The following is an 18,259-nucleotide window of genomic DNA, read 5'->3' as shown; positions in this document are numbered from 1 at the left end:
CGCCCCTGCCAGGAGCGCGCCAAGGGGGGCCGGGAATCCCGGCGTCACCGCGTGCACTGTCGGATGGTCTTCTGAACCGAGGCGTCATGCCCCTCCCACAGCTCACCATCTACCGTCATGATCGACAGAACCGGACGCTGATCACCCTGGCCGGTGAGATCGACCTGGAATCGGCGCCGCTGGTGCGCGCAGCACTGGCGCGGTGTCTGAGCGACGGCATCCGCATCGTCGATGTCGACCTCACCCCTGTGACCTTCTGCGACTGCAGCGGCCTCAATGCCTTCCTTTACGCTTCACAGAAGACCACAGAGGCCGGCGGAATCCTACGACTGCACCACCCGCCACCGGCACTGGGCCTGATCCTCGACCTCACCGGCTCCGGGTTCCTGCTCCTCGGCCCTCCGGTCGGGAACCTGTCGTCTCCTCCCGGGGATGTCCCAGCCCCGATCGCTCAAGCCTCGCCGCACCGGCCTGTTCCGCTGGTGCCTGTCCTCTCGGGCGATGTGCGGTGACGGCCCGGTCAGGACGAGGGCAGCCACACAAGCCCGATGGCGGCGAGCCGTCCACCATGGACGCGTTGCGGTTGCGTCGAGTGAACCGCTGGCAGGCGCAGGGCCTGGCCGGGGGGCTCGCGGATCTGTACGTGGACTCCCGCGACATGTCTGCCCGTGACGAATACCGCAGCCGCCAGGACTTTCTGAACTGTCTCACCGCCGAGATCCGGCGGCCGGGGTTCGCCATGGTGATCGCGGAGACGGACGGCCTGGTGGGATGCGCTTTCGGATTCCCGGTGCGCAGCGACGGCTTCTGGTGGCTGGGGTTCGACGGCGCGTTACCGCGCAGCATCGAGCAACTCACCGAGTCCGGCAGCGTCTTCGCGATCACCGACATCCTGGTCCGCCCGCACCCGCAAGACCAGGACCGTGACGTGGCGTGCCAGTTGCAGGAGCGGCTGCTGACCGACCACCAGGCGTCCCTCGGCGTCACCTTGGTAGACCAGGCCGATCACCCGACCCTCGCCTCGCTCCGCTCCTGGGGCTGGCTGGACGTAGGAGAAGTCTGGAGGTCAGTCGGCGCCACGGTGCTCCGGGTGCTGGTCCTTCCGGTCGGGGAGCGAACCGCGGCGCGGCTGGAGGGTCTTGCTCACGATGCCTGGACGCGGTGGCCCGGATGAGGTCCGACAGCCGCTCGGCGCGGATTCAGGTGCTGGTCGCCGAGCAGGCTGCGCGACGCGGTGCCCGGGTCGGTGTGGTGGATGTGTGCACCGCGGCCGTGGCCGCGCTGCCGGTCGGCGGGGCCGGGCTGTCGGCGATGTCCCGGACTGCGGCGAGCCATCCGCTGTGCAGCACCGACGACATCAGCGAGCAGTTGGAGGAGTTGCAGCTCACGCTGGGCGAGGGGCCCTGCGTGGATGCCTTCCTGCACGGCTCGGCCGTCCTGACACCCGATCTGCTGACCGGTGTGCTGCAGGACCGCTGGACCGTGTTCGCCGATGCCGCCCTGGAAGCCGGGGCACGCGCGGTGTTCGCGCTGCCTCTGCAGATGGGGGCGATCAGCCCGGGAGTCCTGGACCTGTACGCCGACGTGCCGACGGTGCTGGATGCAGAGGAGCTGGCCGATGCGCTGGCGTTCGCCGATCTCGCGACGCTGCTCCTGCTCGACGCCCGGATCGAGGAGACGGGCGCGCCGGTCGACGGAGCGCTGGAAGATCGAGGCTTCGAGGATCTCGGCGGATACCGGGCGGAGATCGACCAGGCCACCGGCATCCTCACCGTCCAGCTCGGCGTCGGTATCGAAGAAGCCTTCGTACGGCTGCGCGCCTACGCCTATATGCAGGGCCGCCGGCTCGCGGACGTGGCCGCCGACGTGGTGGCCCATCGACTCCGCTTCTCCCCGGACGCGGAACCCGAACGGACCGACGAGGAAACCTGACGCACCGGTGCCAACCGACGAACGTGCTGTACTTCCCGCCCCCTCCCGGCGGGACTAGTCTCAATCGAGGGTGTGCATGATGAATCAGCGGCTCCTGGCCAAGACCTTCGTCGAGCTGGCGGACAACCTGGTCGCCGACTTCGACCTCATTGATTTCCTGCGCCTGCTGACCGACCGCTGCGTGGGGCTGCTCGGCGCCAGTGCGGCCGGAGTGCTGCTCGCGGACCGCGACGGTGAACTGCGCGTGATGGCCGCCTCCGACGAGCAGGTGCGCCTGCTGGAACTCTTCCAGCTGCAGAACGACGAGGGCCCCTGTCTGGAGTGCTTCCGCACTGGCACACCGGTGATCGTCCCCGACCTGACCCAGGAGGTCGACCGCTGGCCGCGCTTCGTCACGGCGGCCCACCGCAGCGGGTTCGGGGCGGTCCAGGCACTGCCCATGCGCCTGCGGGACGAGGTCGTCGGCGCCCTGAACCTCTTCCGTGCCGCCCCCGGCCCCTTCGACCCGGCGGGCACACTCATCGCCCAGGCCCTGGCCGACGTCGCCACCATCAGCCTCCTGCAACAACGCTCCACCCATCGCAGCACGGTTCTCAACGAGCAGCTGCAGACGGCGCTGAACAGCCGCGTACTGATCGAGCAGGCCAAGGGCAAACTCGCCGAACGCCAGAGCATCGACATGGAACAGGCCTTCACCACCCTGCGCAGTTACGCCCGTGCGCACAACCGACGCCTGTCCGATGTGGCTCGCGCCTTCATCGACGACTCCGAACCCCTCCACGGCCTGGTGGCCTGACGCCGTCTCCGAGGCGGCGAACGGACGCAGCCGCCCCACCAGGAAGAACCCCACTGGCTTTGTTGCCGGTAACTACAAGAGCCGTCCTCCGGCGCGCTTGAGTACAGGGAGCAGGGAAGGCACGCATGGGCTTTGGAACGGGGCCGAAGAAGGTCACGCCGAGGGTGCCGTCGCGGCACGGGGAGGGGAAGAAGGACCATCTCACCAGCTTCGGAGGGCTGGCCGCACTGTCGCTCGACGCGCTCAGCTCGGTGGCATACGGGCCGGAAGCCATCGTGCTGGTACTGGTGGTGGCCGGTACCTCGGCGCTCCGTCTGACCGTCCCGGTCACCCTGGCCATCGCGGGCCTGCTCGTCGTGCTGGTCGTCTCCTACTGCCAGGTCATAGCGGTGCACCCCGACGGGGGCGGCGCCTACGCGGTGGGCAAGAAGAATCTCGGGGCCACCGTCAGTCTGCTGGCGGCCGCGAGCTTGGTGGTGGACTACGTACTGACCGTCGCGGTGAGTCTCGCCGCAGGGGCCGCCAGCCTCGCATCGGTGTTCCCCTCCCTTGCCCACCACATGCTCGGGATGTGCCTGATCGGCCTGCTCTTGATCACAGCCGTCAATCTGTGGGGCATCGCCGAAAGCGCCCGTGTTCTGATGCTGCCGATGGTGGTCTTCCTCGTCACGGTCTTCGGCGTCATCGTCATCGGTCTGCTCCGCCCTCACCCGGCCGCACTGGTCGGCAGCGCACAACCCGTGCACATCAGCGAGGCCCTCGGCGCGATCGTGATCCTCAAGGCCTTTGCCGCCGGCTGCTCGGCTCTCACCGGGATCGAAGCCATCGCCAACGGAGTTCCCGCCTTCCGCCCACCGCGTGCCCGGAACGCCCAGCGCACCGAGCTGATGTTGGGCGGCCTGCTTGGCGCGATGCTCATCGGACTGTCGGTGCTGATCCACCGCGAACACGTCACGCCCCGCGGCGGGGTCACCGTGCTGGCCCAGCTCACCGCAGGCTCGTTCGGCACCGGCTGGGCCTACTACGCCGCCAGCATCGCCGTCACCGTGGTGCTGGCACTGGCCGCCAACACCAGCTTCGGCGGCCTGCCCGTACTGATGAGCCTGCTGTCCGACGACGACCGGCTGCCTCACCTGTTCGGCCTGCGGGCCGAACGGCCGGTCCACCGCTATGGCGTGGTCGTTTTAGCGGTACTCGCGGCCGTCCTGCTGATCACGGTGGACGCCGACACCCATCGGCTGATCCCGCTGTACGCGATCGGGGTGTTCATCGGATTCACCATCAGCCAGAGCGGCCTGGTACTCCACTGGTACCGCCTGCGCTCCCCGCGCTGGAAGCTGCGAACCGCCCTCAACGGCACCGGCGCACTCCTGACCGCGACCGCCACCACGGTCTTCATCGCCACAAAGTTCACCGCCGGCGCCTGGGTGGTGGTCCTCACCGTGCCAGCGCTGATGCTGCTGTTCTCCCGGATCCACAGCTACTACCAGGCCGTAGGACGCGAACTCGACCTGGGCCGACGCCCGCACCCACCTCATCCGGCCAAGAGCCTGGTGATCGTCCCCGTCGGCGGCATCAGCAAGCTCACCGAGCAGGCCCTGCACGCCGCACTGTCCCTCGGCAACGACGTCGTTGCCGTGAGCGTCCACCCCGAGGAAGAGCAGAGCGCCGCCTTCCGTACCCAATGGGACCTCTGGGACCCCGGCGTGCGGCTGGACACCCTCAACAGCCCGCACCGCTCCCTGGTGCACCCGATCGTCGCGTACGTCCAGCACGCGCAACAGGGCAATCGGCAGGTCGCCGTCCTCATCCCCGAGGTCCAACCACGCCGATGGCGCTACCGGATCCTGCAAAACCAGCGCGGCCTACTTCTCGCGACCGTACTGCGCACCAGCACCGACGCCGTCATCTGCACCATCCCCTACCGGCTCACCAGCCGATGACTGTTGCGGGCAGCCCATCGGCGCGGCCCGGGGACTATGCTGCCGAGTAGGCGTCCCAGACCCCGGCGGCACACTGTCAGTTGGCCACGATGCCTGCCGGGAGCGGAACCTTCCTCCGGTCACCCGGCGCATCCTCGCAGGGAAAACGGCCGGGAAGCAGGCCCGGGAACTCAGCCTGCCGGCAAGGCCGTTCACCTGGCTCTTCGTACGTGCAGCGGGTTACCCGAACCGAGGCGTCATGTCCATTCCGCAGCAGATCGCCGTAGCAGGGAAGTCCCTGCAACTGCGCCTCCCGTCCCTCGATGGAACTCTGTCACCGCCTGCCCCGGTCACGCTTGCCCTCTTGGGCCGTGCGCTGTGATGGCACGGTCAGGACCGGGGCAGGCCCAGAAGGTAGAGGGCTACGAGCCGTCCGCGGGCGGAGAGATATACCTGCGCGGGCTGAGCCGCTGGCAGGCCGAGGACCAGCGTGAGGACCTGGCGGATCTGTACGTGGAGTCCGCGGATACGGCGGCCGGTGAGGAGTACCACAACCGTGAGGGCTTCCTGGGCCGCCTCACGGACGATGTAGGCAAGCCGGGATTCGACATGATGGTCGCAGAGGCAACAGTGGCAGCGGAGACGGCAGTGCTGGTGGGCTGCGTCTTCGGGTTCCCGGTGCGGCGTGACGGCGACTGGTGGCACGGATTCGTCGGGGCACTCCCGCAGAACATCGAGCAGCTCACCGCTTCGGGACATGTCTTCGCGATCACCGAAATCGTCGTCCACCCGCATGAGCGCAACCGCGGCCTCGCCCGCCACCTGCAGGAGCGACTGCTCGCCGACCACCAGGCCTCCCTCGGCGTAACTCTGGTGAGTCAGACCGACCACGTGACCTATGACGCCTTCCTCTCCTGGGGATGGCAGGACGTCGGAGAACTGAACCGGCCGCCGAGCCTGCCCATCCTGCGGGCGCTGGTCCTTCCTCTCGGGGAGCGAACGGAGGCGACACCGGACGGCCTGGCACACAACGCAAGCACCGAGCGGCCCGGCGAAGCGGACGGAGTGGACCCGGGTATGAGGTAACGGGGTACGAGGGCGTTCGACCAAGTCGGCGCGGTCTTCGTCATTCCGCTCCGGCTGTTCCGTCTGCGCGCGGGCGGTGTCGTGTTCGTTGATCAGACCGCCGCGTTCCTGTTCGGCTGGGCCAGTCTCGCGCCGGGACTGTTGGAGCCCGCGACGTGCAGTGCGGCCGCGGCGAGTGGTGCGGCGTGTACCGGTAAGGATCAGGCTCAGCCCGAGCAGAGCCGCCGCCCCGACGATGGTGCCGTAGAGGAAGAGCGTGCCGGTGGAGCCGGTGACGTCGACACCGAAGACCGAGAATCCGCCGGTGAACTCGTGGGCGCTGCCACTGTTGAAAAGAGCGCCGGCGACGCCGATGACCAGCGCGGGGACGAGGATGACGAGTCCGATGATGATCAGGACGCGCTCCCGGGAGCCACTTCCCTTCCCCACGGTAGAACCGTTCTGCCCAGCAGGCCACCGCCACAGGTTGCGTCTACCCTGAAGTTGAGGTCCGTGCGAGAGCGGAGGACACCATGATCATTCTTGGGGTCATCCTGTAGAGCCTGGGTGTGGTCGGTCACGCGGTCGGCGGACGCCAGCACTACGGGTAGATGACCTGACTCCGCACGCCGTCGCACCCTCGTACGACTGACGGTCACGCCTTCCTGATGCTGCCCCAAGGTCGTCCGGTCCACCCATCCGCCACGACGCCCGGAGGCGTTGGGCCATGGTCTTCTTCCTGGTTCTTCTCGGCAGCGCCCTCGCGCTGGTCATCATCGGCGCTGTCGTGGACGGCATGCTGTATCTACTGTCCACCGGCGTGCTGCTCCTCGTCGCCGGCGTGCTGTACCTGCTCGTGCGCTCGGTATCACGCTCGCGCCGACGCCCGGTCCACTGACGCGTAGGGTAGAGGGCGGACCGCCACTCCACGTGCTCACAAGGGAGGGGTCGGTTGCGGGGACACCGTTGCTGAGGTCGTAGTCAGACATCAGCAATCCGTGCGTCTCCACACGGAAGGTCCTTAACGGTGTCACCACAGCCCGAGTTGGGTCGTGGTGTCCTGATGAAGGTCTCGCGGTTCCTTCCGACTGTGGGTCGGTTTTGCGCCACCTGCCCGCCCACCCGTGGCCGTGCGGCTGCGGGTGGTGGTGCGGGTCTTCTGGTCGGCTCCACGCGGTTTCGGCACTCGCGTGCCCAGGTCTCCGGCCACTCCGGTACCTGTCATGCCGGCCGACGCGAGGTCGGCGAGGTTGCGTGCGGCGTTCTCGTCCCGGTCTATGACCAGGCCGCAGGCGTCGCAGGAGAAGACTCGGACGTGCAGCGGCAGCTTGGCTTTCACCGCGCCGCAGTTCGAGCAGGTCTTTGAGCTGGGATACCAGCGGTTGGCTACCACGGTGCGGCAGGCGTTGCGCCGGCCCTTGTAGGTGAGCTGGCGTCGGATCTCCCCGAACCCGGCATCGGCGATCTTCTGTGCCAGGCGACGGTTCTTGAGCATTCCGGCGACGTTGAGGTCTTCGACCACGACGGTGCCGTACTCGGCGCGGATGCGGGTGGTCAGCTTGTGCAGGGCATCGGCGCGCAGGTTCGCGACCTGGTGATGCACCTTGTTGCGCTGTTCGTTCGCTTTCACCCAGCGGCGGGAGGGCTTCTGCCCGGTTCTGCGGTTCGGCCCCCGGCGGCGGGAGACACGTCGGGACAGGCGCTTGAGCATCTTGAGCGCATCGTCGTAGTGCTTCGGGTTGGGGATGCAGCGGATCTCTCCGGCGCTGTCGGCCATGACCGCGAGGACCTTCACGCCGAGGTCGATCCCGACTGCGACGTCGGGCCGGGCGACGCGGACGATGTCGCGTTTGACCTCGGTCTGGAAGGAAACGAACCAGCATCCTCGCTCGTGCCGGACGGTGGCGGACAGGATGCGGGCCGTCCCGTTCTGCACGTGGCCCAGGAGCTTGCCGGTGGGCTCGTGGGCGCGGATCGTGCCCAGCCGGGGCAGGGTCACATGCCGGCCGTCCGCTTCGACGCGGATCGTGCCCGTGGTGAACCGGCACGCCAGAGGCGCCTTGTGCTTCGACTTGAAGCGAGGCATGCCCATGCGGGAGCCCTTACGGCGTCCGTTCTTCGACGTGGCGTAGTTGTCGAACGCGGCGGCGGCGTTGGCCAGGCCGGTGGAGTACGCCTCCTTGGAGTTCTCTGTCCACCATCTGGCGAACCTGGGGTCGGTGTGCTTGGCCTCGTTGAACGCCTTCCGCAGGCAGGGCAGCGACCACGGCCGCCACTCGGTGAGCTTGTCGGCGGAAATTCCGTAGGACTCCTCCGCCTTCCGCTGCCACCACGCCGCACACACCCAGCTCACAGCCCAGTTGTAGGCGGCGCGGGCGGCACCGCAGTGCGACCTGAGCGCCTTGTCCTGGCCGGCGTTCGGGTCCAGGGCGTATTGATACGCCTGGACCACGAAACCGGGCTGCGGCTGGAACTTCTTCACGCCGAGCAGTCCCCCCGGTGCACGATCCACGTCGAGTGGGCGTATGGATCGATGCCGGCCCACCGTAGGGCGGCGAGGTCGAGTTTGGAGAGGAGTTCGGGGTTGATCTCGCCGCACTTGTCGGTGTGCGCGCGGCACAATTCCTTGCTGGCGCGGAACGCCATGTCCTGCGCGATCAGCTCGGCGTCCGGGTTTCGAAAGTGCTTCGCTCCAGCGAGCAGACGCTTGGTGACCTTCTCGGTCAGGTTGAGCATGTGGTGCTCATACTCGATGTCCGCCTGGCGCTCGCGGTGCTCACGCTCTGCCTTCGCAGCGACCACGGTGGCGAGCACGGCTATGCCTACCTCCGGCGCCTTCTCCGGGTGATCACGCCATGCCGTGGCCTCGGCCACGGAGAGCGGCTCATCCCGTCCGGCCTGGCGCATGGCCTCAGCGATGATGTGACGCTTGACTCCAAGGACACCGGATACGGGGCCGGGACACAGGTACCGGTCGGTTCCCGGCTGCGGCTGCAGGCGCTTGTTCTTCGGCACTACTGGTCTTCCTGCGCGGTTGCTGCGGCGATAGCGCGAACGGCGCGGTTCCTCGCCGCCCGGCGACCGTACAGGCGGGCACACATCGAGGTCAGCACCTCGGTGATGTCCCGCACCAGGTCGTCGGCAGTCTCAGCGGGATCGAGGACTACCAGGCGCCGACCGGATGCCGACAGGGCAGCTTCCAAGTGCTCGACACCGAATGGGGCCAGCCGGTCACGGTGCTCGATCACGATCACGGCGACGCCCGGGTCGGACAGGAGCCGGTGCAGTTTGCGACGGCGACCGTTGAGGCCGGATCCAATCTCGGTGACGACACCGGCAACGGGCAATCCCAACACCGTCGCGCCCTGGACGACGCGCGCGACCTGCCTGTCAAGGTCCGGCTTCTGGTCCGCCGAAAAAACGTGGCAGTACACCACCACGCGCCCGGTCGTGTCCACGGCAGGCTCGTCGACCAGCCACGTACCGGACGGTGTCTGACGCGCCGGAACCGGCATTCGGCCCTCCTTCGCCCACGTCCACGCGGTCTGGTAGTGCACGCCATTGCGTGCCGCCCACTCGGAAAGCTTCACGAGCTCATGATGCACACTCAGAAAGACTGACATCCACTGATGAACCATGGAGCAGTTTTCAGCCCCTTCAAGGGCACAGCGCCCGGCGAAGCGGGGATGTCCATCGGTCGTCTGTGTGTCTAGGCCGCTGTCAGGAGCTCTGGGTCGGGCGCCTCGGCCGCCGTGATGCCGACAGCTGTGCCGGCATCGGGAAGGACGTGGAGGAGCCGGATCAGCCCGCTGTCGCTCAGCGCCTCGGCGACGGCGTGGCTCGGGGCGACGAGGCGCAGGCCACCGCCGGAGAGGTGGACCTTGCGTGCCGTGGCGACGAGCAGCCCGAGGCCCAGGGTGTCGCAGGAGGTGACGCCCGACAGGTCGAGGTTCAACTGGCTTCCGGGGTTGTGGCGTGGGCTCAGAAGGCGCTCGCGCAGTGCTGGAACGGTGGCGAGAGCGAGGCTGCCGCTGACGACGACCTTCTCGCAGCCCTCCGGCACACCGGCGAGTACAGGCCGCCGGCCCGGGGTGGACACGGCAGGTGAGGAGCAGTTCTGCACGGACATGCGAGTATTCGCCCGCCTCGGAGTGCGGGGGACTTCTGCGGGGATGAGGGGAGTTGCGGTACCTGCAGACACCGTGGGCCTCCTCGGGGCGGAGTGCCATGCTGCCGGGGACTGGGACTGGGGCTGCCCGTTCAGTGCCGTCCGCATCTCGCGGACAGTCGATGCTGCGCACGGACTCCGGCACGTGGGCATCGAGGGCGGTGGGCCGATGCCGATGGCGGCCCGTCCCGCCCTGATGTTCTACGCGCGGCTGCGCCTCGGCGGAGGGAGGCTAGGTGCGGTTGACCCGGCCGGCCACCGCGTGACCGATCAGCAGGTAGACGACAGCGGGCAGGCCGTAGTTGACCACGGTGCGCCAGTTGTCCGAGTGGATGGTGAACAGGTTGTGTGACCAGCCCGAGAGCCAGTTCGCCGCGTCGTGTACCCAGGAGACCGTGCTGTTGGCGGTGTTGGCGTCGAACAGGTAGAAGGCGATCCACAGGATCAGGATCAGTGCCGTGATGTCCGCGATGAGGAGGATGACCGTCCCCGCGGGGTTGCCGCCGTAGCGTCTGGACATGTTCAACGGGTAGCCCTGGCAGAAGAGTTGAAACCTCGCTGACCTGGTTTGGCTTACCGTTTTACAGGCGGCGCCAGCGGGCTGAGGCGAAGGAGAAGACGCCGAAGAGAATCAGCCCGATCGCGATGGCGACCAGGAGCCACGGCCCCACCGGTGTCTGCGCGAAGCTACGCAGTGTCGCGTCCGCGCCCTTGGCCTCGTGCGGGTCGAAGCGTATGGCTGCCACCAGGATGAAGATCCCGGCCGCGGCGAACACCACGCCACGTGCCACGCCTCCGCCCACGCCGAGAGCGGTGACGATCTGCTTTGTACGGTGACTCATGGTGCCGGTGTCCAGCTGCCGCAGGAAGCGCCGCAAGGCCGCCCGGACGGCGAGTACCGTGCCGATGCCGATCAGGAGGCAGCCCGCGGCGCCCACCAGCACTTGGCCGTACGGCAGTTTGAGCGCCGATGCCGTCCAGTCCTGCGACTGCGTGTTGCCGCTGGAACCCTGGCCGCCCCCGGCGGCGTACGCGGCGGTGCCCCAGCAGACGGAGCCGTAGAAGACCGCCCGGCCGCCGTCCAGCACGCGCGAACTCGCCTTCCGCCGGGGTCCCCGGGTGAGCACGGCGCGGGCACCTCGCCACAGCGCCATGGCGGCGAAGCCGACCACCAGCGCCCACAGCATTGCCTTCCCGAAGGGCTGCGCCGCGATCTCGTGCAGCGCGCCCTGGCGGTCCGCCTGGCCGCCGCCGTTCCCGACGGCGATCCGGATGGACAGGAGTCCGATCAGTACGTACACGATGCCGCGGGCGACAAAGCCCGCTCGCCCTGCGGCAGTCAGCGTCTCGTTCTCCGTGGCACGGGCCGCGGACTTCGCGGCCCGGCCGCGCCCTTGTGTGTGAGACGACGTCACGATGTCCTCCCCATGGCGTGGGCGTGCGGTGCGCGTCCACCGCTCTCGAGTGCCCCGGGCGGGGGAATTGATGCGCGCGGTCGACGCGCAGCGGCCGGAGCGTAGCCGGCTGAGTCATCGGTCATCGTCTTGGGCGTCGCCGACGCAGCACTGGCCACTCCCGGCTTGGGCCTGCTGTCGGCGCCTGTGCTGTTCCGCGCGGTTGTCGCTGTGTCAGGGCCGTTGTCGCCGAGTCCGCTGTTTCAGGGCCTGTGCCACGCGGGGGAGTTCCTCGTGCAGCAGGCGGCCCGCCAGTGCACCGCCGAAGACGACGACGCCCACACCGACCAGCCAGGACTGGATGACCAGGACGGTTCCGAAGGGACCGTAGGTGACGGCACTGGAGGCGATCAGCGGTGAGAAGACGAGACGGGAGAAGACCCGAAGACCGAGCAGCCCGACCGCCGTTGCCGCCGCGCCGGGGAGCAGGGCGCTCCAGGCGATCCGCCCGCCGAGCAGCATCCGCTGCGACCACCAGAAGAACAGGACGGCGCTCAGCGTCGCGGCCAGCGTGCCGGCCGCCGAATGGCGCCACAGCGTGGTGGTGCCGGTCAGGAAGAGGGATCCGACGAGTACGGCGAGCCACAGCACGTGTCGCCATCTGGCGTACCAGCGGGCCGGGGGCAGCTCCCAGACCTTTTCGTAGCCGGTCTGCACCGCCGCCCCGAAGCTCAGACCGAAGACAGCGAGAGCGGCGAGGCCGAAAGCGGTCGTGGTCTGCAGCACCTGGCCCGGCCGCGCGAACAGCTGCGCGACCTGGTCCCTGGCGGCCCTCGACACGCCGAGCCCGTCCCCCAGCCACTGCGCGAACCCCCGCCCGTGCGCCGGATCAGCCGCGGAGACAACGATCAGCAGGGGCACCAGCGTGAGGAATCCGAGCGCCGCAAAGCCCAGCGACCTCGGCCCAAGTTCGATCTCTCTGCCCCGCCGCCATCCGCGTTCGGCCGGCGAATCTCGGATCACACGGCACAGCCGTACCGACACAGACGAGCGGTGGCCCCCGGAAGACTTCTTCGGCATGCAGATCGACTATCACATGTGGAGACATCACCGACAGCCCTACGAGAGCGCCGTACCGGTCTCAGCATTCGGTCGAACTCCCGTCGGCGACAGGGGGTGGCCCACGACGCTTGTCGGCCGGGGAACAGCGACCAGCGCCTGGTCTCCGCCAAATCCCGGCGTGGACGCGGTAGTTCGCTTGTCGCGGACCGGTCGCTTTCACCGAAGGGACAGCGCCTGATCCCCTCCGTTGCGGGAAGGCGCTCCTATCCGGGCGCGGTGGAGTCCGCACCGGGGGCCTGAGGAACCGCACGGGAGCCGAATGACCCTCCGGTGAAAGGCGGAAATGCAGTCACGCAGTCAAGCGCGAGCCGCGGCAGAGTCATTCCGGTACTCGATCCACGCATGGAGGACGACCGGGGAAATCTATGGCCCAAGACACCCCTGGTCCTATTTCCCGGACCACGTTTCCCGACCACGCCGGTTTCTCTCCGGCGATCAGGGCGGTCGGCACCCTGGTTCGCCCCGATGCCGGTTCAGCCGCAGGTCCCCGGACGAACCACCACCGAGGCAGTCAAGCACTGCCGGGTCAGGCCATCGGACGCTGATAGTAGGAGCTCAAACGCTCGTGATAGTCCGGGTCTCCCAGATGCTTTTCCGGGTCGAACTCAGGCGCGTCCTTGATCTCTTCCTTCGTCCGGGACACGTAGACCTTCTGCTCGGGAACGTCGACGCGCTTGATGGTGCCAGCAGGCAGCAGTACCTGCTTGCCGAAGATCCATCCACCGGTGTCCACCACGACATAGGCCGAGCTGGCTTCGTCGGAATGCTTGTCGATCTTCCCGATGCTGCCGTCAGTGGCTTCCACCGTGAAACCGATCAGGTTGATGCCCGCGCTGTGGCCGGCGGTCGGATCGTAGCCCCATATGTCACTCACGAAGTACTCCTCCTCGAAATTTCGAAGAAAACACAGCAGGGCTTCTGTTCGCCGAACTGCCGTCGGCTGGGTCCCCCCATCGGACTTCGCCAAACATTCGGACCGGGCTCCCGAAAATCGGCAGATGGCCGAAGAGGATGCGCACACGCAGGCGGTTTGCCGTCGCAAGAGAGGGGATACCCGACAGAGCGTCTCATCGCCGGCGTGGACAAAGGCACCGGAGGGTTGAGGTCACAACTCCCGGTGCCGCCCGCTGGGTGTGCAGGCCGTTACCACCGATCTGCTGTATGAAGGCGCCGCAGCGCCCGGCGCAGTTCCTGTTGCATCTGTTCCGGGAGCGGCTCGCCGTTCGTCGTGGCGACCAGGGCGGCGCCGACGTCGTCGGAGTGCTTGTCGATCTTGCCGATGCCGCCATCGGTCGCCTCGACTTTGAAACCGATCAGATCCTCTGCGGGTTCATCATCCGTCGCCCCGGAAGCGGTCGGTACGATCGCCGCCCGGGCGGCCGGGCGCACCTGGTCATCGACAGTCCCATGGGACAACACTGCATCACCGAGCGCGCGAAGAAGGCCCACCGGGAAAGCGCGAAGCGGGCAACTCCGCACCCAGTAGCGAGAATCCGGTCATGATGCGCCTCGCCGAGGTGCCTGCAGTGACCGGCCGGACGGGCCGTGAGGGCCGGGCCGGTGGTCAGGTACTGAGCAGGCGGTCGAAGAAGGACCGGTATTGACGCAGGGCCAGGCGCAGGTCCTCGGTGGCGGCCTCCTCGCCGCGGTGCCATTGGCCTTCGAGTGCCTGTTTGCGGTCGGCGAATGTGACGGCGAGCAGTTGCATGACCTCGGCGACGAGCCCGTCTGCGGCGAGGACCGACTTCTGTGGGTCATCGACGAATCCCTGCTGGATCTCCTGCCACCTGGTACGGAGGCCTTCGCTCTCGTGGGGCCCGAGAAGCGGGACAGTATCGGGCTCCTGCGTGGACGCGTTGCGTTCGCCGGCTACGGCGTGCGGCTCGTCTCCGGCCTCGTCCGTGATTCTGGTCCTAGGCGCTGCTCGGTCGGCATTGGGGGCTGCCGTCCGGTCCTCGTCTGAGGGCTGCTGCGACGTATCGGTCTGGGGCCGGGCGATGTCCTCGGTGGACAGACTCTCTTCGACGGGTTCGGGATACTCGTCGCGTCCGGATGGCGCTTCTCTCTGCATGTCCCTTCACCTCCATGGGGTGGTAGCTGCCGCTCCCGGCCGCTGGTCATTCATCGGCGTTTCTCATCCGGCGAACCGGTGCCGTCATGCAGCAGTTCCTCGAACAGCGCCCGGTAGTGGACCATCGCGCTCCGCAGTTCCTCCGTCGAGGTGTCCCTGCCTCCGGCTCGCGCGTTGATCTCATGGGCGACGCGGTAGTGCTCCAGCGTCCGGGAGTGTTCCACCGAGAGGTCCCGCTTCTGTTGCTCGTAACTGTCGGTAGGGTAGCCACGCTCGCTCATGAGCGTGGTCACGAGCCGGTCCGCCTCACCCACGGCCCGGTCGGGACTGTCGACGAAGTGCTCCTGCACACTGGTCCAATCCCGGGCGTACCGGTCCCGAACCGTCGAGGGCAGCGGCCTGATCTCCAGAGCTTCATGCCGCTCCTCGCGCGCGCGCAGATCGCGGCCGGCCGCTCCACGGCTGTGCTTCGCCTCGACCGTGCGCTCGTACTCCGGCCCAAAACGCTCCCGCAGGTGCCGGCGCCGGGCCATGGTCCACAGGGCCAGCGCGACCAGAGCCAAGACGACCACGACAGCCACGATGATGACGATTGTCGACATCGCATCCTCCACTCATGGAAAGCGCACGCCGACAGCCAGATAGGGGCGAACGACGACCACCGCCACACATGCCGTCCCTTGACGTGCCACATTCCAGGATTCCACAAATTGCCCCTAATTGTTCTATTTGGTAAGTGGTGGGGTGAAGGCTGAAGGCCGCCGCCTCGCGCAACACCTTCGGCGCTCACCGCTCACGAGGCCCCGACTACCGACCCGGCTCTCCTGCCGCATTCACAGGGCACGCGCCTCGCCACGGACCTCGGTGAGGCTTCGCCGCCGGATGCCTCTTCTCCCCGCCGTGGGTACGCTGAGAGTGGGTGTTCTTCATGCAATCACTGACGAGGCTGCCTCTGATCGCACGGCTGAGGGGTACTCACGTGTGGCGGGCGTTCGAGCGGCTGGATGCGGTCCACTGGGCCCGGCTCGCCGCCGCCATTACCTTCACCAGTTTCGTCGCACTCTTTCCACTGATCACCGTAGGTGCGGCGATCGGCGCTGCGCTGCTGAGCGAGGACCAACTCGGGAAGCTCCAGGACAAGATTGCCGCCCAGGCGCCGGGCCTTTCCGACCTGCTGAACCTGAACCGCCTGGTCGCGCACGCCGGAAGCGTCGGGCTCATCGCGGGCGCGCTGCTGCTCGTGATCGGCATCAACTGGGTCGGCGCCCTGCGCGGGTGCCTGCGCGCGGTGTGGGAGAAGGAGCAGGACCCGGGAAACCCGATCCTGCTCAGGCTCAAGGACACCGGGGTGCTGGTCGGTCTCGGCGTGGTCGGGCTGGTCGCCATGGGCAGTTCGGTGTTCGCGAACAGTGCCGTCGGCTGGGCCGCCGACAAGGTCGGGATCGAGGGCGGGGCGGGACGGGCGCTGCTGTTCCTCGCCGGCCTGGCCATCGCCCTGCTCGTCGACTTCCTGCTCCTGGTCTACCTGCTCACCCGGCTGCCGCGGGTGCATCCCGGCCGACACGCGGTCGTGGTCGCAGGTTTGATCGGTGCGGTCGGCTTCGAGCTGCTCAAGTGGCTGCTGACCGGCTATCTGCAGGGCGTCGCGGGGAAGAGCATGTACGGCGCCTTCGCTGTGCCGGTCGCCGTCGTGCTGTGGATCAACTTCATGGCCAGGCTGCTGCTGTACTGCGCCGCTTGGACGGCGACAGCGGAGCAGTCCAGCGAGACAGCCGAGGGTGAGGGCCCGGGTCCCGGGGTCAGCCCAGCAGCCGGCGACGTATCACAGGGGGCGGCGTCCAACGACGGCGCACCAGCAGCACCGCGCCGCACGGCGCCTCCAGCGCGCGGCCCGTAATGCCGAGCGCGGTCAAGAGCGCCCGAATCCATACGTGTCTCGCCAGTCACGCTGGCCGACCCCTGGCGGGTTCCACCGCCATCACGAGAACGGCGACCGTCACCGGGCCGGGGGCGTCCGCTTCCGCCGCCGCGGTCACTGCCGTCCGGACAGCGCGGGCGACGGCGGGCGCGCGATGGCCCTCGTCGGTCGCCAGCTGGATCTCGACGTGCTGCCTGAGGGCTCGTCGCCCTACCCGATCCGGACGGGGTAAGCGAGCCCTCCTCCGGCCTGGTGTATGGGCAGCCCCGGAACTGGAGCAAGGCGAATCACGCCGGGTACGGCCATCGCCGCGTCGGCCGGCTCTGCGCCCGGTTCCCGCACGGGAACCGGGCCCGGTTACAGGTGCAGGGGGCCGGAAACCACGACGTGGGACGCTCCGGTTTCGGTGGCTGCGACCGGGGTCGGGTATTCCGGGTCCTCCAGGAGGTCCGTCACGTGCAGTCGACCTCGGTCGTCACCAGCCCGAGGCGCTCGCGGGCCGCTGCGAGCAGGGTCTGCCGCAGCTGCTGTGCGGCCTGGGGCAGGTACTGCCAGGCTGGCGCGGAGGATTCCGATGCAGCCTCCAGCGTCTGGACCCGTGAGCCGTTCGGGTCCTTTCCCAGCATTTCGCCCCGTCGATTCCGTTCTCTCGCGGTTTGCTGTCGTGGTGCGGGGAATTCCGACGCCGGTGCTCCCAGCCCGCCTGTGTACGCGGTCGCACCGTCGAGGAGATCGCCGAGGACAGTCGAGAAAGGGGCGGCCCAGGATGCATCGCGACAAGCTCGGGATCTACCTGAATGACCACTTGGCCGGTGCCACCTTCGGCATCGGGCTCGCGCAGCGCATCGCCCATCAGCACCGCCACTCGGCGCGCAGCGCCGACCTGAAGCGCATCTCCGACGAGATCGCCCAGGACCGGGAGACCCTGCTCGAACTCATGGACGCACTCGGCGTCCCCGCACGCCGTTACAAGGTCTACGGTGGCTGGGCGGCCGAGCGGCTGGGGCGCCTGAAACCAAACGGAGTCGTGTACCGGCGCTCCGGGCTGAGCACGTTCATCGAGCTCGAGACCCTACGGCTGGGAGTCGAGGGGAAGACTCTCATCTGGCGGACGCTGCTTGTCGTGGCCGCGGAGGAGCCCCGTCTGGATGAATCCCAGTTGCAGGATCTGCTGGACCGGGCGCGGGGCCAGATCGACGCGCTGGAGAAGCTGCGCCTCACGGCAGCGGCGGCGATCTTCTCTCCCGGGTGCGCAGCGTGACTTCAGGCAGTCCGTGAGACCGTCGTTGCCCGTGGTAGTCGACAGGCATGCCGATGGTGCCTTCCGATGCCGCGGACCGTTCATCATATCTGCCTCTGGTCACGCCCCGCCCCGGCGGTGAGTGCCCACCGTCGCCCCAGGGGCTTTGTGTCCTGCCCGTTCTGCTTCTTCCGGCGATGAGGTCGCCGATCCTCTGCCGGAACAGTCACGCCGCACCAGGGGCAGCACACTGGGACAGCCCGCTGAAAGAGCCGGAGTCAGAGCTGGACCCGGGCTGCCGACGACGAGTGGGTGGCGGTGTTCACGGAGTGTCGCAGTAGCCGTGACTCAACTGGGCCCGAGCAGGTCAACGCCTTCTGATTCACCCGGTCGGCCCCCTCCGATGGTCCGATCAGATGCTGGCGTAGTTGCATGGACGAGCGGGATGGCGCCCGATTCGCGGCCCGTCACCCGGCTTCGCGCCAGGCAAGCGACCCATGCCCAGCCGGGGCCATAAACCAGGGGAGAGGCCGATGTACGAGATGATCGCCGACCCTGCGACAACCGGTGCCGGAGTCATGTGGCACGTAAGGGCCAAGGGTGATGCCCGCACCACCTTGTGCGGACAGCA

21 protein-coding genes are annotated in these 18,259 nt (G+C 68.0%); 9 read left to right on the top strand and 12 right to left on the bottom strand.

All coding sequences use genetic code 11. From position 1 onward, the window contains the following. Nucleotides 1–86: 86 nt before the first annotated feature. From AB5J53_RS00735 to AB5J53_RS00705, 7 genes are all read left to right on the top strand, one after another. Complete coding sequence (locus tag AB5J53_RS00735) at nt 87–512, top strand: STAS domain-containing protein (RefSeq protein ID WP_369243700.1); 426 nt, start codon at nt 87–89, stop codon at nt 510–512. Nucleotides 513–568: 56 nt separating this feature from the next. Further along, complete coding sequence (locus AB5J53_RS00730) at nt 569–1,174, top strand: hypothetical protein (protein WP_369243699.1); 606 nt, start codon at nt 569–571, stop codon at nt 1,172–1,174. Beyond that, nucleotides 1,171–1,932 (top strand): ANTAR domain-containing protein, encoded by a 762-nt coding sequence (locus AB5J53_RS00725; protein ID WP_369243698.1) that lies wholly within the window; start codon nt 1,171–1,173, stop codon nt 1,930–1,932. Before AB5J53_RS00730 ends, AB5J53_RS00725 begins: the two co-directional genes overlap by 4 nt. A gap of 79 nt (nt 1,933–2,011) precedes the next feature. After that, nucleotides 2,012–2,728, top strand: coding sequence for an ANTAR domain-containing protein (locus tag AB5J53_RS00720; RefSeq protein ID WP_369243697.1), 717 nt, complete (start codon nt 2,012–2,014; stop codon nt 2,726–2,728). A 125-nt stretch (nt 2,729–2,853) separates the two neighbouring features. Further along, entirely contained in the window at nt 2,854–4,671 is a 1,818-nt protein-coding gene (locus tag AB5J53_RS00715; protein ID WP_369243696.1) for an APC family permease, read from the top strand. A gap of 360 nt (nt 4,672–5,031) precedes the next feature. After that, a complete protein-coding gene (locus AB5J53_RS00710; protein WP_369243695.1) occupies nt 5,032–5,736 on the top strand; it encodes a GNAT family N-acetyltransferase in 705 nt (234 codons plus the stop codon). 706 nt (nt 5,737–6,442) lie between these two features. After that, a complete protein-coding gene (locus AB5J53_RS00705; RefSeq protein ID WP_369243694.1) occupies nt 6,443–6,613 on the top strand; it encodes a hypothetical protein in 171 nt (56 codons plus the stop codon). Nucleotides 6,614–6,745: 132 nt separating this feature from the next. Here AB5J53_RS00705 and tnpB read toward each other — a convergent pair whose 3' ends face one another. From tnpB to AB5J53_RS00650, 11 genes are all read right to left on the bottom strand, one after another. Then, nucleotides 6,746–8,227 carry an IS607 family element RNA-guided endonuclease TnpB gene (tnpB, locus tag AB5J53_RS00700; protein WP_369243693.1) on the bottom strand — a complete coding sequence of 494 codons (1,482 nt, stop codon included), beginning with the start codon at nt 8,225–8,227 and terminating at the stop codon, nt 6,746–6,748. Then, nucleotides 8,194–8,622 carry a hypothetical protein gene (locus AB5J53_RS00695; protein WP_369243692.1) on the bottom strand — a complete coding sequence of 143 codons (429 nt, stop codon included), beginning with the start codon at nt 8,620–8,622 and terminating at the stop codon, nt 8,194–8,196. The genes tnpB and AB5J53_RS00695 overlap by 34 nt, the downstream gene beginning before the upstream one ends. A gap of 107 nt (nt 8,623–8,729) precedes the next feature. After that, nucleotides 8,730–9,305, bottom strand: coding sequence for an IS607 family transposase (locus AB5J53_RS00690; protein ID WP_369243691.1), 576 nt, complete (start codon nt 9,303–9,305; stop codon nt 8,730–8,732). Nucleotides 9,306–9,424: 119 nt separating this feature from the next. Next, on the bottom strand, nt 9,425–9,844 hold the full coding sequence (locus AB5J53_RS00685; RefSeq protein WP_369243690.1) for an STAS domain-containing protein: 420 nt from the start codon (nt 9,842–9,844) through the stop codon (nt 9,425–9,427). A 271-nt stretch (nt 9,845–10,115) separates the two neighbouring features. After that, nucleotides 10,116–10,403, bottom strand: a complete 288-nt coding sequence (locus tag AB5J53_RS00680) for a hypothetical protein (RefSeq protein ID WP_369243689.1) — start codon at nt 10,401–10,403, stop codon at nt 10,116–10,118. A gap of 61 nt (nt 10,404–10,464) precedes the next feature. Further along, nucleotides 10,465–11,298: a DUF1206 domain-containing protein gene (locus AB5J53_RS00675; protein WP_369243688.1), complete on the bottom strand. Its 834-nt coding sequence runs from the start codon at nt 11,296–11,298 to the stop codon at nt 10,465–10,467. A 213-nt stretch (nt 11,299–11,511) separates the two neighbouring features. Continuing rightward, nucleotides 11,512–12,357 (bottom strand): ribonuclease BN, encoded by an 846-nt coding sequence (locus tag AB5J53_RS00670; protein ID WP_369243687.1) that lies wholly within the window; start codon nt 12,355–12,357, stop codon nt 11,512–11,514. A gap of 568 nt (nt 12,358–12,925) precedes the next feature. Continuing rightward, entirely contained in the window at nt 12,926–13,273 is a 348-nt protein-coding gene (locus AB5J53_RS00665; RefSeq protein WP_369243686.1) for a PRC-barrel domain-containing protein, read from the bottom strand. A 269-nt stretch (nt 13,274–13,542) separates the two neighbouring features. Then, nucleotides 13,543–13,764 (bottom strand): hypothetical protein, encoded by a 222-nt coding sequence (locus AB5J53_RS00660; RefSeq protein ID WP_369251971.1) that lies wholly within the window; start codon nt 13,762–13,764, stop codon nt 13,543–13,545. A gap of 199 nt (nt 13,765–13,963) precedes the next feature. After that, entirely contained in the window at nt 13,964–14,470 is a 507-nt protein-coding gene (locus AB5J53_RS00655; RefSeq protein WP_369243685.1) for a hypothetical protein, read from the bottom strand. A gap of 50 nt (nt 14,471–14,520) precedes the next feature. After that, nucleotides 14,521–15,072: a hypothetical protein gene (locus tag AB5J53_RS00650; protein WP_369243684.1), complete on the bottom strand. Its 552-nt coding sequence runs from the start codon at nt 15,070–15,072 to the stop codon at nt 14,521–14,523. 326 nt (nt 15,073–15,398) lie between these two features. Between AB5J53_RS00650 and AB5J53_RS00645 the strand changes: the two genes are divergently transcribed. After that, a complete protein-coding gene (locus tag AB5J53_RS00645; protein WP_369243683.1) occupies nt 15,399–16,367 on the top strand; it encodes a YihY/virulence factor BrkB family protein in 969 nt (322 codons plus the stop codon). 473 nt (nt 16,368–16,840) lie between these two features. Here the strand turns inward: AB5J53_RS00645 and AB5J53_RS00640 are convergent, their stop codons facing one another. Beyond that, nucleotides 16,841–17,014, bottom strand: a complete 174-nt coding sequence (locus AB5J53_RS00640; protein ID WP_369243682.1) for a hypothetical protein — start codon at nt 17,012–17,014, stop codon at nt 16,841–16,843. A 140-nt stretch (nt 17,015–17,154) separates the two neighbouring features. Here AB5J53_RS00640 and AB5J53_RS00635 point away from each other — a divergent pair, with 140 nt between their 5' ends. Then, entirely contained in the window at nt 17,155–17,649 is a 495-nt protein-coding gene (locus AB5J53_RS00635; RefSeq protein WP_369243681.1) for a hypothetical protein, read from the top strand. Nucleotides 17,650–18,259 lie beyond the last annotated feature (610 nt).

The organism is Streptomyces sp. R41, assembly GCF_041053055.1.
Lineage (GTDB): Bacteria > Actinomycetota > Actinomycetes > Streptomycetales > Streptomycetaceae > Streptomyces.
Note: the sequence above shows the minus strand (reverse complement) of the source record. Positions and strands in the feature narration are given on the sequence as shown.